The 15,710-nt window shown below is 49.4% G+C and carries 9 protein-coding genes; 2 read left to right on the top strand and 7 right to left on the bottom strand.

Annotation, left to right across the window (positions count from 1 at the left end; translation table 11 throughout):
• Positions 1-9 precede the first annotated feature (9 nt).
• The 7 genes from B4W65_RS05875 to bcp all read right to left on the bottom strand — a co-directional run bounded on the left by B4W65_RS05875 (position 10) and on the right by bcp (position 12,632).
• On the bottom strand, positions 10-1,473 hold the full coding sequence (locus B4W65_RS05875; RefSeq protein ID WP_088654193.1) for an LptF/LptG family permease: 1,464 nt from the start codon (positions 1,471-1,473) through the stop codon (positions 10-12).
• Between the two features lie 85 nt (positions 1,474-1,558).
• The gene (locus B4W65_RS05880) at positions 1,559-1,948 is read right to left on the bottom strand and encodes an START-like domain-containing protein (RefSeq protein ID WP_088654194.1); all 390 of its coding nucleotides are present in this window, start codon (positions 1,946-1,948) and stop codon (positions 1,559-1,561) included.
• 41 nt (positions 1,949-1,989) lie between these two features.
• Positions 1,990-2,955, bottom strand: a complete 966-nt coding sequence (locus B4W65_RS05885) for a glycoside hydrolase family 43 protein (protein WP_088654195.1) — start codon at positions 2,953-2,955, stop codon at positions 1,990-1,992.
• A gap of 11 nt (positions 2,956-2,966) precedes the next feature.
• Positions 2,967-3,800, bottom strand: coding sequence for a CvfB family protein (locus B4W65_RS05890; RefSeq protein ID WP_088654196.1), 834 nt, complete (start codon positions 3,798-3,800; stop codon positions 2,967-2,969).
• Positions 3,801-3,882: 82 nt separating this feature from the next.
• A complete protein-coding gene (locus B4W65_RS05895) occupies positions 3,883-10,851 on the bottom strand; it encodes a fibronectin type III domain-containing protein (RefSeq protein ID WP_088654197.1) in 6,969 nt (2,322 codons plus the stop codon).
• A 189-nt stretch (positions 10,852-11,040) separates the two neighbouring features.
• On the bottom strand, positions 11,041-12,057 hold the full coding sequence (gene recA / locus B4W65_RS05900; RefSeq protein ID WP_088654198.1) for a recombinase RecA: 1,017 nt from the start codon (positions 12,055-12,057) through the stop codon (positions 11,041-11,043).
• 119 nt (positions 12,058-12,176) lie between these two features.
• Positions 12,177-12,632 (bottom strand): thioredoxin-dependent thiol peroxidase, encoded by a 456-nt coding sequence (gene bcp, locus B4W65_RS05905; protein WP_088654199.1) that lies wholly within the window; start codon positions 12,630-12,632, stop codon positions 12,177-12,179.
• A gap of 150 nt (positions 12,633-12,782) precedes the next feature.
• Between bcp and B4W65_RS05910 the strand changes: the two genes are divergently transcribed.
• Positions 12,783-15,371, top strand: a complete 2,589-nt coding sequence (locus B4W65_RS05910; protein WP_088654200.1) for a PD40 domain-containing protein — start codon at positions 12,783-12,785, stop codon at positions 15,369-15,371.
• A 63-nt stretch (positions 15,372-15,434) separates the two neighbouring features.
• Complete coding sequence (locus tag B4W65_RS05915; RefSeq protein ID WP_088654201.1) at positions 15,435-15,710, top strand: ATP-dependent Clp protease adaptor ClpS; 276 nt, start codon at positions 15,435-15,437, stop codon at positions 15,708-15,710.

Raw genomic sequence — 15,710 nt, forward strand, 5'->3', positions numbered from 1 at the left:
TATCAATTTTTATTTTCTAAAAAAACGCGCCCTCAATTTTCTCAGGGTAGCGTAATACACATCGGCATTGAGTAAGGCAGAGTCGGTGGCCGACTTATAGGTAAGAAAGATTCCTACCGGAAGGAGGACTACGGAGGACAACCACATCCCCTGATAAACGTGCCACACCCCATCTCTGGCAAACTTAACACCCATGGTGTCGATGACATAGTAAACAATAAAAAAGAAGATGGATATGACCACAGGCATACCCAGGCCCCCTTTACGTATAATTGCTCCAAGCGGAGCACCGATAAAAAAGAAGATGAGACAGGCAAAGGACAAGGTAAATTTGCGGTGCATTTCCATCAAGTGTCTGCGTACCCGCACGTCTTCCCGCTCAATGAAGCGCATTTGATCGTCGATAACCTGCTTGTGATCCCTGGCCGACCGAATGGCATTTTGAGCCACCAACAAACGCCGGTTGGCCTCCAGACTGTAAAACACAGAATCGGCATTAACAACCAGGGCACTGTCCACGGCATGAAGTCGTTGATCCCGGGCAAGAGGCACCCGATTAAAATGCGTTGCAGAGGAACGCTCCTCCAGAGAGCTTACATACACTTTACGTTCTGTGCGAATGGAGTCCAAATCATGCGTAAGCTGAGACAGGTTTTTCATACGGTCCCCTCCTCTAAAGAGATTCTCGTCGGTTTTTGAAAAATCGAAACCTTGCAGTTGCATAATGGCAACCTGCTCAGCAAAACGATCCACCCGATACATACTGTTGTCCTTCCTTTGCTGACGCGAACGCTTTGCATTCATCTCCGGGGAAATGCGCTCATCATAAGTCATCCCGTCAAACAAAGTCAGCATCAAGTGCTTTTTATCGGCCGACACCTGCAACCTCCCCGAGTCAGCCATTGTTACGTTGCTGTTGGCCGCCAAACGATCGCGGTGATCGTATATCATCACCTCCTTCAGCAAATTGCTTTCCTGATCCTTCTCCTCCACCTTTATGCTGAAATCATCCACCCCCTGATAAAAAACCCTTTCCTTAATATCCAGCTCCAACCTGGTTTCCCGAATACCATGCAAGATACTGACCAGTTTCAAATTGGCTACCGGAAGCACATTATTAGAAAAGGCGTAAGCCAGGCCCGAAATAACAACTGTTAAAACAATCAGGGGCTTCATTATTCGAGGAAGCGAAACGCCGGCAGCTTTTAAGGCAGTCAATTCGTAATTTTCACCCAAATTACCAAAGGTCATCAGCGCGGCCAACAATATGGCCAGGGGCAGCGCCATAGGAACAACCTGCAACGAAGCATAAAACAAAAGCTCTACCAAAACTGTCCATTCCAAACCCTTCCCTACCAGGTCGTCGACATAACGCCACAAAAACTGCATGACCAGTATAAACATGGCAATAAAAAAGGTCATCACCAAGGGACCGGCATAACTCCTGAAAACAAACAAATGCAGTTTCTTCATAAGCCTTTCAACAAAACACCCGCAGCACGTTCTACCGTGCCCGGGTGCAAATTTAATGATTACAAATCAAATAATGAGCCAAAAACTAAAGGGAACCCAAACCGTGCTTCAAAATTTCAATTTGACGATTCCAAAGTTCAATACTGTCTTCCTGCTCATCCTCTTCCACGTGGTCAACAACGTGCAAGGCTACATCTCCGGTCAGTTCATCCACATTAATGCGAAACTCGAACCAGGCACCCTCCAAATCTTCGTCCAGCCAATTAAAGCGAACCAATTTGTTCTCCTTTCGCAACGTTTGCTCTGCACGCTGCGCACTGCCTTCCCACTTAAAAGTATACACCTTTCCTTCTACCCCTACGTCATTGGCGAACCATTCACTTAACCCGCTGGCAGTACTGAGTCTGTTAAACAGGATGCCAGGAGTAGTATTAAGCAGGTACTCCATTTCGATCATCACTCTTTCTTCTGCCATTTTTAAGCCTGTTATAGATTAACTTTCACAATATACTGTTTTTAGTCTTCAAAAGAAACAACACCAATCTTATCTCCCGAATCATCCACTTTGAACAAACGGGGATGCCTGATGTAGCGCCCCTCTTCTTCACGGTGACTGTGCAAGACCATCAACAGCTCTCCACTAAAAGTGCGAAACATCATCCCATGTCCAAAATTCGGTGGCGTCAACGGCGCTTGTTCCTGTATCCAGGGCCCCGCCAAGGTTCCGCTTTCTGAATAGGCCACCCCCTGGGTATACACATCGTGGATCCAACTGGTCCATAACATACCCAGCTTCCCCGTTTGTGTACGAAAAACCCAGGGCCCATCGGTCACCTTATTGGGAACCTCTTCCCCCTGCTGATTCCGCTCGCGACTCCATGGGGAATCCATGGCTCTAAAAAGCACTTTGGCATCTCCCACCGTCCCGCTCAAATCCGCCTTCATCTCCACCATTTCTACTGTTCCATTCCAGTTTTGCAGCCATTCGTGACAGTACAACATGTAGGGAACCTCCTCCTCGATCCAAAGCGTGGCATCCAGGGTGGGCATCCCGGCTGGCAAGTACTCTTCCTCCCCAAAGGGCACATAAGGCCCCTCGGGGTGGTCGCTTACCAGCACATGGCAGGCCCTTCTCTCAATAGCGTTGCCCCGCACAGTGTCTATCACCACGTCTCTGTTTGTAAATGTTGCAAAGAAGTAGTACCTACCCTTGTAAGCATGAATTTCGGCAGCCCAAATCATGGGCTCTTCCCCCATCCAGGAGTCGGGATCATGCTGAACCACGTCATAGGGGCCGGTCCACCATTCTAAGTCGGCGCTTTTCCATAACTGCCCCCCGGTTCCGGTCATATAATAGGTGTTGGTTTGGGCATCGGCCAGAATAAAAGGGTCACTCAGTCTGATATCGCCCAGACGAACCTGGCTATTAATTGTACCTGGCAGCCAAAAAAGGACAGCCACCCCAAAAAGCAGTAATCTCATAGCATATTTATTTACAACTGTTTGATGCCATCGGGCAAAAGTTCAATAAGTCGCTGCTTGTACAAAGCCCCGATGGCCTTTTTAAATGTTTTCTTACTCATGCCCAGTCTTTGTTCAATGTCTGCCGGAACACTCTTATCGGTCAGGGGCAAAAAGCCACCGGCTTTTTGCAAGGCATCCAGCAGCTTTTGCGACAGCTCGTCCACCTTTTCATAGCCGGGACGCTCCAGCAAAAGGTCGATTTTCTCATCTTCCCGAACCCGGGCAATGTAGCCCTTGGTTTGTTGCCCCAACTGTAGGGATTTAAACACCTGGTTGTAATACAACAAGCCCGAATGCAGACCATTGATTACCGCCTTGTAGCCCAACTCGGTACGACCCACAATAAACAACTTGACCTCCTCGCCGGGATTGTAGTCGGGCGACACATTATCTAAAAAGCGATCGACCTTGGCAGAGGCCACAATGCGACCGGTTTCGTCGTCGAAGTACACATAAACCGCATAGTAGCGGTCCTTCTCCATTTTCTCCTTCTGCTCGCGGAAGGGAACCAGCAAGTCCTTCATCAAACCCCAGTCCAAAAAAGCGCCAAACTTACTCACCGAAACCACCTTCAACCAGGCAAATTCGCCCACCTGGGCCAAAGGCCGCTCGGTGGTGGCAATCAGGCGATCTTCCGAATCGAGGTGAATGAAAACTTCCACTTCGTCGCCTTCTTTGGTCCCCTCGGGCACATAGCGCTTCGGCAGCAACACATCACCAATGGTATCTCCATCGAGATATACCCCAATGGATACCTCTCGCAAAACCTTTAACTTATTAACCTTACCTATTTCTACTGCCATGCACACGCGCTTTATTATTAGGCTACAAAGATATAAAAAAAGGAGCGGCCTCCGCCGCTCCTTTTCTTATCGTTCTATTTGCTTATTCCTTCACCACTTTAAAAGTCCTGCCATCTATCATCAAAAGATAAACACCGGTCTTTAGGTGGCTTAAGTTCAACGGTGCCTCACTAAGGAGAAAGTCCATCAGTCGCCGGCCCGACAAATCGTACAAGACCCCATGGGTGCCGTCTGCCAAATCAGGTGCATGAATAAACAACAAATCCTCCACGGGCACAGGATGCAGTTGAATTTCTGCAGCAGGCTGCCTGATTTCATTAAGTGAAGTAGGCACGACGACGGTGAAGCCATAACCACTGCCTCCGACATTCAAAACACTCTTTGCAGAAATCCACGCAATATAAAATTCTCCCACCTGCAATCCCTCCGTAGGAAACTGCAGGGTTCCGGTACCTGCTGCTACAGAAACCAGTTGCGACGAAAGCACGTTAAAGCGATCGTCTTCAAGCTGCAAAAGAACATCCAATGCTGTATCCGCCTCATATTCGATGTCCTTGGTACCACCCAGGGGAACTTCAGCAGATCCTACTGAAACAATCCGGAAGGGATTCTGCGCTAAAACCAGAACACCGGGCGACAGGGCAAACACATCCGGATTGGTACTTGAAACAACTTTGAAAACAAGGGTTTCGCCCAACCATTCCTCCCTGGTGGCTATGCTTTTGCCGGTAGCGCCATCAAAAGAACTTCCTGAATAGCAATCCAGCAACTGAAACAGTTCTTCCCAATTCTCGCCTCCGTCCACAGAATACAAAACATCCACCTCAGAAAGCATGAAGACATTCCAGGTCAGGTAGATGGAAGAGTAAGCACCATGTACCACAGCATTATTAGCAGAAGGCCTCATAATCTCAATGCGAGGACTTGTATTGGTCAAGCCAAAAACACCGCTGGCAGCAATTCTTTGCCCCTCCGATCCATTGTCGATAAAATCGGTGTATCTTAATTCCAATCGATAATTCCCGGTGGAGAGGGTACGCGGTAAGCGAAGGGCCAGACTCCCCTCCTCCTCTGTAAGCTCAGACATTCCAAGAAAGTTGCTGTTTTCTGAATCCTCATCCACCAAATAGATGTTCACCGACTTTGGTGTACAAGCAAAGGAGTAAGTCAGATTAAGCACCACTTCTTCCTCTAGGGAGAAAACGGTCCCTTCCTCCACCTCAGGTAAATTAATCTCGAGCGGCAGGCAGGGGGTATTTAGGACAAAGGGGGCAGACCAGTCGGACCACAACTCATCATCGCACTGGTTGCGCCAATACACTTCGTAAGCAGAAGCGGGCGACAGCCCCTCAAGGGCGTATTCTCCAACAGCACCATCCAATTCCACAACGCTGCCCTCTTCAGCCGGATCAAAACCGAGCGGGCCCCACATCAACTCCACATTGTAAGGAAGGGCAATCTGCTCCCACAACAAAGTAGCCGAACCAGAGGTCAGGTCCTGCACCCTGAAACCAAAAGGCCGTTCACAATCGCTTTGCCAATCAACTTCGAGTGCCCCGAGATAAAGCCTGTTCCAATTTTGATTGGTCGTATTTCGCAACCTCAGCGCAAGGCGCCCGCTGTACGACCCTGCATTATCGAGGAGAACCACATAGTCTTTCAAAAGCGAAGAAGCAGCCACCAGATTCAGCGTCTCCACCAAATGGAAGTCCTGACCGTCCCACACACCTATATCCAAAGCCCCCTCACCATATTCCAGAAAAAGTTTAAGATGCATCTTCATAGCCGACAAATCTCCATCCAGTTCGGGCAACAGCGCGGTAACATACCCCTCAGAACCACTGACATAAAACTCTAAGAGCGCATGTCCGGATGGATAATTAAAAGAAGTGCCAAACCTATTGTTTGGACTTGAGCCCTGTAGTGTGTCCCAACAATAAGGGCTGAATCCCCTTTGCAGATCAGACCAGTCGGCCACATAGGGAAGCAATTTAACCCCGTCACAGGCCGTAAAGGAAGAAACCTGCTGGGATGCCCGACTATTTCCATAGTCCTCTCCACACAACGAAGCTACAGAGAAGGTGTACTGGACTCCGGGAGTCAGTCCCTCAACAAGGAAAGGAGGAGCCTGTTCTACAAGCAGCTCCTGCCTATCGTAACTGTTACTGTTCACAGGCCAATACAATAAGCGCCAGGTTTCCGCTCTCTCTGTAAGCGCCCAATCAACCAAAACCGACTGAGGCGAAACAGGCACGACACTGAGTTCATAAGGGGCGGGACAGGCCACTTCGGTAGAGAACAAATAAGGTTTAGACCACTCCGCACCGTTGGTGCACACAGGTCGTACAACCACCTCGTATCTGGTATCCGAAAGCAGATTGATTAACTCCTGCCCCGGACTTTCAGTCTGGTACAAATCACCCTCTGTCTCCGGGTCAAAGCCAGGCGCGCCTACTCGTAACTCCCAGGCAGCTTCTATCCCCAAGGGGACCCAGCTGATTTGTGCAGCATCATGTGTAACACTACTGGCCATCAGCTGAGTAGGAGTTTCACAATCCGATTTTTCCTGAATAGAGAAATCTTTGATGCCTAAAAGTATTTGAATCTCGCTGTTATTGATTAAACGCAAAGCCAAAAAGGAGTGCCCCTCGGGCAAAGCAGGCAATTCAAAGCCTATTTCCATGTTAACCGAATTGGCGTCAAGCTCCCGACTGATAAAAGGAACAAAACTCGTGCTGTCCGTAGCGGAAGACATACTGCCCACCTGAATAAGTCCCAAAGCACCCCGGACATCGGAAATATTAAAACGCAGCACAGCTCCATCCAGAAGCTCGCCAACCTGTGGCAAGGCATGAGTAGTCACCCCTGTAGCAAAATCGTAGTACATTGCTTGTGAGCCCCAATCGATATAGTAGTAACTGGACCAGTTGGATACAAAACGCCAGCAACTTGATTTGCCGTTCTGGCCAAATTCCGCAAAATACGGAAGCGTCAGCGAGCTGCAAGTTGTGGTAAAGAAAGTGGAGACTTTTCTACTGCTGACACCTTCATCGCAGATGGCACCGACTGTGACACTATACTGTGTCCCTGGCTCCAAACCGTCGAGGGCCAGCATTGGCGCTGAGGTAGTCGTGCTGTAAACAACTGTCTCTTGTCCATAATTCATAGAAACCCGAACCTCCCACTCACTCGCATTAGAAACGTCGGTCCAGCTGAGCTGCGCAGTTTGGTCGCTTACCTCAGTTACAAGAAGATCAACAGGTGGTAAACAACTGCCGGGCTCAAAATAAGTCCAATCGAGCACAAAACTTCCTGAGTTGCTGCTGTACCCTCCCAAGATAAACCAAACCCGTTGCGTAACTTCGGTATGGTTGTACCAAAAAACCGGTGCCGTATCGGGTTCATCGATACAGGCAATTTCTGTAGTACCTGGACAGTCGCCACCCCAGCGCAAGCTGTGACGGGAATCAAAATTGTTACTTAACGGAGTCACCTCAATGGCTGCCCCGGCTTCCACATCGTAATAAAAAATCAGGTCGTTGGAGTTATTCATGTAACACAGGCTAAAGTCGTTATTAGCCATTGAAGTCGACCCTGAATAAGGCGCCGTCAATTCGGCCAAATTCAGTGCACTGAAACAATCGTCGCCCGGCACAGCCAAGCGTACAAGCAGTGGGCCCTCCCAATCCGACACCAGCTCACCGCCACAGGTACTGCGTACATAAACATCGTAATCCTGTAGTTCCTGTAAATCACTCAAAACTGCGCTGGCCTGATCCAAAGCCAGCAGAGTGCCGGATTCAGAAGGATCAAAACCGCTTTGGCCGTAAATGACTTCCCAGTTGTTTTGCGCAGGCAAAGAACTCCATTCCACCTGCACCAATGCTTCCGTCTTCTCTGTCACACGCAAGTCCCAAGGCTTATAACAGCCCGGGTCGGCGGTAAGCAACAAATTATCCAGATAAGCATTCATATAATCTCCAGACTCCGATGCAGAAATACGGAAAGAAACATAGCGGTGGGTAGCTGGCACCGTGCCCAAAAGCAGTCGGACCTTTTGGCTGGAATACGTTAATGCTTCCTCCTCCATGACCTGCAGAGACAAAAAGGTAGCAGGATCAGCGGGATCGGACATCAGGCCGATTTCAAAACTTTGCTCCCCACTTCCATTCCTTGAAAAGTTGATATCAAATTCCAGGAAGGCTGCACTCAAATCTGCAGCAAACTCGGGACTGCTGAAAAAACTCTCTCCTGCACGAACGTAAAAACACAGCCTCTCGCTGCTTAAATAATGGCTACTGCTGCCTGTTTGAACCGTCCTTTGCCAACAAGGGTTGAGTCCTTGTGAAAAATCATCCATATAGGGCAGTTCGAATGCGCTGCAGAGGGTGCTGAAAGAGACTCTGCTGCTCCAATCCGACACCTCATCGCCACCACAAAGGGACCGAACAAATAAATGATAAGAGGTCGAATGCTGCAAATCATTCAGCTCCACCGAAGTTGCTTCAAGTCCCTCAACCCGTGTTCCCGAACCCAGCGTAAAACCAGCCGGTCCGTATTCCACTTCCCACGACGCACCATTGCCGCCGTCGGTCCAACCAACGCTAGCCGAAGAGGTCGTTATGGCAGATACAGAAAGCGATCGGGGCACTCTGCAAAACACCAAAGTACTGAAAGTTACCGGAGTCGACCATTCTGAAGTGAGTTCCTCACTGCACAGGGTACGAACATAGGCCTGGTAGGTAGTCTCCGGCAACAGGTCGTTCAAAACCACCTGCTGCTCTTCAACAACAAGCTGCTCTCCTTCAGATTCGGGATCAAAGCCTTCGGGACCATAAATCACTTCCCAGTTGCTCGAAGGAAGAAATACATTCCAGGCTATGGTCGCCGTATTATCGCCGATATTATTTGCACGCACCGACCGGACCGGGACACAAACACCCGCAGGATAGACCTGCCAATCGAGCACAAAATCTCCGAAAGCACTGCTGTTGAACCCGCCCAACATAAACCAAACTCGTTGCCTCTCTTCAGTAGTGTTGGTCCAACCAACGGGCGCGGTGTCGGGATCATCTACACAGGCAATTTCTGTTGTACCTGGACAAGCACCGCCCCAACGCAGGGTGTGCCGCGAATCAAAGCTATTGGAAACCTGCCCAACAACAAGACTTTCCCCAACTTCTAAATCGTAATAAAAGACCATCTCTCTGGAACTGCCCATACCACACAAACTATAGTCGTTACTGGCCAATGACGTCGACCCTGAATAAGGAGCGGTGAGCTCGGCCAAATTCAGGGCACTGAAACAATCGTCGCCCGGAATGGGCAAGCGTACAAGCAGTGGCCCCTCCCAATCCGATACCAGTTCATCGCCACAGGTGCTGCGCACATAAACATCGTAGTCCTGGGCTTGCTGCAAATCACTCAAAACTGCGCTGGACTGATCCAAGGCCAACAGGGAGCCAGATTCAGAAGGATCGAAACCGCTTTGGCCGTAAATGACTTCCCAGTTGTTTTGCGTAGGCAAAGAGCTCCATTCTAACTGCACCAAAGCTTCCGTCTTGTCTGTCACATGCAAGTCCCAGGGCTTGTAGCAGCCCGGGTCTGCGGTAAGCAACAAATTATCCAGATAGGCATAAATGGTGCTGCCAGACTCCGCAGTAGAAATACGGAAAGAAACATACCGGTGGGTAGCGGGCACCGTGCCTAAAAGCAGTCGGACCTTTTGAACGGAACTCGTCAAGCCTTCGTTCTCTATGACCCGTAAAGAAATAAAGGTAGCAGGATCATCGGGATCGGACATCAGGCCGATTTCAAAACTTTGCTCCCCACTTCCACTCCTTGAAAAGTTGAGATCAAATTCGAGGAAGGCTGCACTCAAATCTGCAGCGAACTCGGGACTACTGAAAAAAGTCTCTCCTCCACGAACGTACAGTAGCAAACGCTCACCGCTTAAATAGTGGCCACTGCTGCCTATTTGAGCCGTCCATTGCCAACAAGGGTTGAGGCCCTGGGAAAAATCATCCATATAGGGCAGTTCATTAATTCCGCAAAGGGTGGTGAATGTGGCTCTGCTGCTCCAATCCGACACCTCATCCCCTCCGCAAAAGGAGCGCACATACCAATCGTACCTGGTTGAATGCTGCAAATCACTCAGCTCCACCGTAGTCGCTTCAAGTCCCTCAACCCGTGTTCCCGAACCCGGCGTAAAACCAACCGGTCCGTATTCCACTTCCCACGACGCACCATTGCCGCCATCGGTCCAAGCAATGGTCGCCGAAGAAGTCGTTATGGCGGAAACAGAAAGCGATCGGGGTGGTCTGCAAAACGCCAAAGTACTGAAAGTTACCGGAGTTGACCATTCTGAAGTAAGTTCCTCACTGCACAGGGTACGAACATAGGCCTGGTAGGTGGTCTCCGGCAACAGGTCGTTCAAAACCACCTGCTGCTCTTCAACAACCAGCAGTTCTCCTTCAGAATCGGGATCAAATCCTTCGGGACCATAAATCACTTCCCAGTTGCTCGAAGGAAGAAATACATCCCAAGCTATGGTCGCCGTATTATCGCTAATGTATGAAGTACGCAGTTTTCGAACCCGCAAGCAGTCTTCGTTAGTAAACACCTGCCAATCGAGCACAAAATCACCCGAGGAATTACTCCAGCCACCCAATACAAACCATACCCGTTGTACCTCACCGGTTGAATTCGTCCAGCTCACCGCTTGGGTATCCGGATCGTCAAAACAAGCTATCTCCGTTTCACCTGGACAAGCACCGCCCCATCGCAAGGTGTGACTTGAATCAAAGCTATTGGAAACCTGCCATATAACAAGGTTTTCTCCTGCCTCCAAATCGTAATAAAAAATGAGATCCTTGCTGCTTCCAAAATCACAAAGATTGAAATCATTGGTAGCGGCAGCTGTGCTTCCAGAGTAAGGTGCTGTTAAATCAGCAAGATTCAGGGCATTGTCACAATTATCGCCCGGAACCGTTTGGGCAATACTGTTGAGGGAAAAACACAACAATGCCACAAGAAGTAGAGTTTTTTGCATAATTTTGGTATTGGTTAGTAAAAATGAGCCGAGCAATTTACTCAATCCGTCAAAGATTCTGGGAGACAGATGACAAACAGATTGTTTTTTATGACAAACGGCTATTTTTTTTACATAAGAAAAGGGAGCGGCTGGTGCCGCTCCCTTTTCTTTTCGTCCAGCAAAAGCCCCTTGGGGCTGCGCTAAAACCTATACTTTTGCTTTAATGGCTTCCACTATTTTGGCTTCCAATTCTTCGGCCAGTTCGGGGTTGTCCAATATCAAATCCTTAACGGCTTCACGTCCCTGGCCCAATTTGGTTTCACCATAACTGAACCAGCTGCCGCTTTTCTTAACGATGTTCAAATCTACGCCCAGATCCACAATCTCACCGGCTTTAGAGATGCCCTTACCGTACATAATGTCGAATTCGGCCTTGCGGAATGGCGGCGCTACTTTGTTCTTGACCACTTTAACGCGGGTTTGGTTGCCCACCACCTCATCGCCGTTTTTCAACTGCGAAATACGACGGATATCCAAACGGATGGAAGCGTAAAACTTAAGGGCGTTACCTCCGGTAGTGGTTTCGGGGTTACCAAACATCACACCAATTTTCTCGCGCAACTGGTTGATGAAGATACAGCAGGTATTGGTCTTTGATATGTTAGACGTAAGTTTTCGCAGCGCCTGAGACATCAGGCGCGCCTGCAAACCCACCTTGTTTTCACCCATTTCACCTTCAATTTCGGCCTTGGGGGTAAGGGCAGCCACCGAGTCGACCACCACCAAATCTACTGCTGAAGAGCGAATCAATTGATCGGCAATTTCCAGGGCCTGCTCGCCGTTATCGGGCTGCGAAATCAGGAGTTCTTCAATGTTCACGCCCAATTTTTCAGCATAAAAACGATCAAAGGCGTGCTCCGCATCAATGATGGCAGCAATACCACCGGCTTTTTGCACTTCGGCAATGGCATGAATAGCCAGCGTGGTTTTACCCGAAGATTCGGGCCCGTAGATTTCAATAACCCGACCGCGTGGGTAGCCGCCCACGCCCAATGCCAAATTAAGGGAAACAGAACCGGAAGAAATCACCGGCAGATCTTCAACTACGGAATCGCCCATACGCATGATGGCGCCTTTTCCGTACGATTTTTCAATTTTATCCATCGTCAGCTGAAGGGCTTTCAGCTTTTCCTGATTGGCTTTACTTTCTTTTTGTTCCGACATTTTATTTTGTGTTTAAGGCGGTTTTTTTCGCATCGTGAAGGTACGAAAAAATCCCTACACAAAGGAAATATTTCTCTGCGACCTATCCCACTCCTCAAAAAACTGGAGACTGCAAGCAGCTATGATTCAAAAATTTGCACCGTATGGTTCTTCGTATCTACCTTGGCGATAATCTGCTCAATCACGCCCTTTTCATCGATAATAAATGTGGTGCGAAACACCCCCATATAGGTGCGTCCATACATCTTTTTCTCGCCCCAAACGCCGTAGGCCTGCAAGATTTCCTTTTCCGTATCGGCCAACAAATGAAATTGCAAACCATACTTCTCAGCAAAATTCTTGTGCGACTTTTCGCTGTCGGGACTCACGCCAATCACCTCGTACCCCTTATCGATGAAACTTTGGTAATTATCGTTGAGGTTACAGGCCTGAGCGGTACACCCTGAGGTATTGTCCTTCGGATAAAAATACAAAACCACTTTTTTCCCTCGAAATTGCGCCAGGCTCACTTCTTCTCCGCGTTGGTTACGGCCCGAAAAGGCTGGAGCCTCCATGCCTTCTTTTAAATGTGTCATCTTCAACTTGGTTTTATTGTTATTACAACTAAAGCAACAAGATAGAACAGGATTTTGTTGCCCAACAAAGCAGCCGAAAATTAAAATAATTGCGGCGCTTTGACTAATTTTGGGCTTTAATATGTGTAAACCCCAGACAACACTTAAGTCATGATAAAAAAAGCGATACTGCTCCTTTTCCTTCCTTTCCTGCTCCTCCTTCCCCTCCAGGCCCAAACAAGTCCCTCGGCCACAGAAGCCCTGTCGCTATACAACACGGGGAAATACGCGGAGGCGGCCACCATGTATCGCCACTTGCTCGAACGAAATAACCGGGATGCGCAGCTTAATTACTACTATGCGCTTTCCCTTATACAACTGAAGGAGCGCCCCGATGAAGCCCTCCAACGCATGAAACTGGCTGCAGTAAGGCCCCCCGAACCGGAAGTCCACTACCATTTGGGCTACCTCTACCAAAGGGTTTATGAGGTAGAGATGGCACGCACACATTACCAACGCTATCTGGATCTGAGTAAGACAGGCGCCCCCTTCAGGGACGATGCTGAGCGCGGTATAAGCGACTGTGCAGCAGCCGAACAGCTGATCAACAAACACTTCGACATAGAGGTCCTGCAAAAAGACACCATCCCCTTCGAAGCGCTGAAAAACCATTATGGTCTTTCCAGGGATGCGGGCCAATTGTTGAAAGCGGGTGATTTTTTTCGTGTGGGCGTAGATCCGAATCAAATCATTTTCAGAACAGAGCGAGGCAACGAAGTGTTTTTTCCGCTGCTCGACAGCAATGGAAATTACGATTTGTATAAAATTGTACGCTTGATTGATGCATGGACCGAAGCTGAAAAACTTCGCGGCCCCATCAACAGCGAACACAACGACCTCTATCCCTTTTTACTGACCGACGGAACGACCATGTATTTCAGTTCGGACCGACCGGGTGGTATGGGGGGACTGGATATTTACCAGTCTTTTCTGGATCCGGAATCGGGGAGTTTTTCAGAACCGGCCAACCTGGGCCCTCCTTTTAACTCTCCGGATGACGACTTTCTGCTGGTTCCCGACATTTATGCCGGCAAGGCTTGGTTTGCCACCAACCGGGGGGTCAGCGACACGATGGCAGTAGTGACTCAAATCGTATGGGATCATCAGGTGGTGCGCAATTTAACGCAGGACGTCAACCAGATAAAAGTACTTGCCAAACTGCCCGTTTCCTCAACCGCCGTAAGCCGAACCTCATCCACGGTGGTAGCGGGCAAGGAAGCTGTACCCCAAAAGAAGGACGAGCTGTTTCATTTCTCTGTTAACGACACTCTGATATATAGCCGTTATGAGCACTTCCAGAGTTCCGAAGCCTTGTCGGCCTTCCGTCGGGGCTACCTCCTGAGCCAGCAGCGCGACAGTCTGACACGCCTTATGCAGGAAAAGAGACAGGCCTACAGCCAAAGCTATCACCAAGACGAATTAAAGCGATTGATCGACCAAATAGTGGATCTGGAAAAAAAGACCTATGGCCTGGAAGACCAAATTGAACCGCACTATCGGCAGGCACGTCAAAAGGAACTGGAGTACATTCGTCAACTCTTGCGAGATGGGCGTTATGCTCCCCGCAGCTCGGCCCGTCGCTTACCCAAGGGGCCGCCAAGCGAACTGGAGCAGCTGCTGACCGGAATAAACGCAGGCGACCTCACCTTTTATGCCGACGATGAATTCCTCCAAAAAAGAGAAGACCGCCAACTGCTGTATGAAACTTTTTATACGGCCAATGAAATCCCCGAATTGCAGCGCGCCGATTCTCTGACGGTATGGGCGGGCCTGCTCAATTTGGAGTCGGGTCGCCTCCTGGAAGAATCACGCCTGGTAAGCGCCCGCCCCATAAGTATGCGCGACAGAATGACCAAGGATATTGAGGAGGAAATGAGTCGCGAAATGGAAGATCTCATTTTTAAGGCGCGTAAATACCGGGAAAATGCCTTAGCGCTATACGAAAAGGCCTTGGATTACAAATACGATAAGTTCTACCAAAAGGCGCTTGAATTAAGTGGCAATTCGGTTCATACCGGAAGCGAAGAGCTTACGGCACGAGCCCAGACGCACTACGAAGAAGCCGAAAAGGGCATTGCACGACTCGAAGCCAGAAACCCCGAGCAACTGGAACGCTTGCTGGCCTTAAAAAAGCAAGGCGTAGATATGCTCGAAGGATCTCTGACGATGCAAATGGCCGGAGAGCCTGCCTATACAGCCAACCAGCGCGGGAGCGCAACCACCACAAACACCCGCTTTCTTGCTCAACAAGGCGTTGTTAGCCCCAGCTATCCGGCCATACATAAAGGCGAGGCCAGTCCTCCGGCCGACATTGTTGCAGGCGCCTTCAAGGCTCCGGACCAGGCTGTGCAAACAACCGCCACCGAAAGACCTCTTCAACCAGACGTTTCGGCTGCCCCCAAGGCATCCTCTCTGCAAACACCTGCAGTCCATCGCAACGATCAGCCGGTGTACAAGGTGCAGATTGGCGTATTCCGCAACACCCCCAACGCCACAGCGCTGGCCAAAATTCCTGCGATCAGCCAAATGCCAATGCCCGACGGGCAAGCCAGTAAATATTTCAGTGGGGAATGGACCAGCTATGAAGCCGCCAAAGCCAGCGTAGAGGCCATTCGTGAGGCAGGCTTCCCGGGCGCTTTTGTGGTGGCCTTTTTAAATGGGGAGCAAATTCCCTTGGAAGCAGCACGAGCCAGGCAATAAATATCCGAGGCTTGCAGCCTTTTTCAATAAAAATGCGTATTTTGATGCAAATTTGAATGTGCTATGGTACCTAAGGATAAAAAGTACGAGCAAGAAGGGCAGGGAAAGGAGCATCTGGAAGAGCGCTTACTGATTTTGCACAACGACGAAGTCAACACCTTTGACCACGTAATTGCAGCCCTGCAGGACGTGTGCCAACACGATAAGGAGCAGGCCGAACAATGCGCCCTGCTCACGCACCTGAAAGGGTATTGTGAAATTAAACGCGGAGTTTTGACCGAGCTGGAAGATCTTCAAAACCTGCTGCACCAAAAAGCACTGACCGTGACCATCGACTAA

It is taken from the genome of Geofilum rhodophaeum, assembly GCF_002210225.1.
Taxonomy (GTDB): domain Bacteria; phylum Bacteroidota; class Bacteroidia; order Bacteroidales; family Marinilabiliaceae; genus Geofilum; species Geofilum rhodophaeum.

Coding starts and splice junctions, on each gene's coding strand:
- bcp (WP_088654199.1), bottom strand. CDS start 12,632: ATGACACATTTAAAAGAAGGCATGGAGGCTCCAGCCTTTTCGGGCCGT.
- B4W65_RS05880 (WP_088654194.1), bottom strand. CDS start 1,948: ATGGCAGAAGAAAGAGTGATGATCGAAATGGAGTACCTGCTTAATACT.
- B4W65_RS05910 (WP_088654200.1), top strand. CDS start 12,783: ATGATAAAAAAAGCGATACTGCTCCTTTTCCTTCCTTTCCTGCTCCTC.
- B4W65_RS05895 (WP_088654197.1), bottom strand. CDS start 10,851: ATGCAAAAAACTCTACTTCTTGTGGCATTGTTGTGTTTTTCCCTCAAC.
- B4W65_RS05890 (WP_088654196.1), bottom strand. CDS start 3,800: ATGGCAGTAGAAATAGGTAAGGTTAATAAGTTAAAGGTTTTGCGAGAG.
- B4W65_RS05915 (WP_088654201.1), top strand. CDS start 15,435: ATGGTACCTAAGGATAAAAAGTACGAGCAAGAAGGGCAGGGAAAGGAG.
- recA (WP_088654198.1), bottom strand. CDS start 12,057: ATGTCGGAACAAAAAGAAAGTAAAGCCAATCAGGAAAAGCTGAAAGCC.
- B4W65_RS05875 (WP_088654193.1), bottom strand. CDS start 1,473: ATGAAGAAACTGCATTTGTTTGTTTTCAGGAGTTATGCCGGTCCCTTG.
- B4W65_RS05885 (WP_088654195.1), bottom strand. CDS start 2,955: ATGAGATTACTGCTTTTTGGGGTGGCTGTCCTTTTTTGGCTGCCAGGT.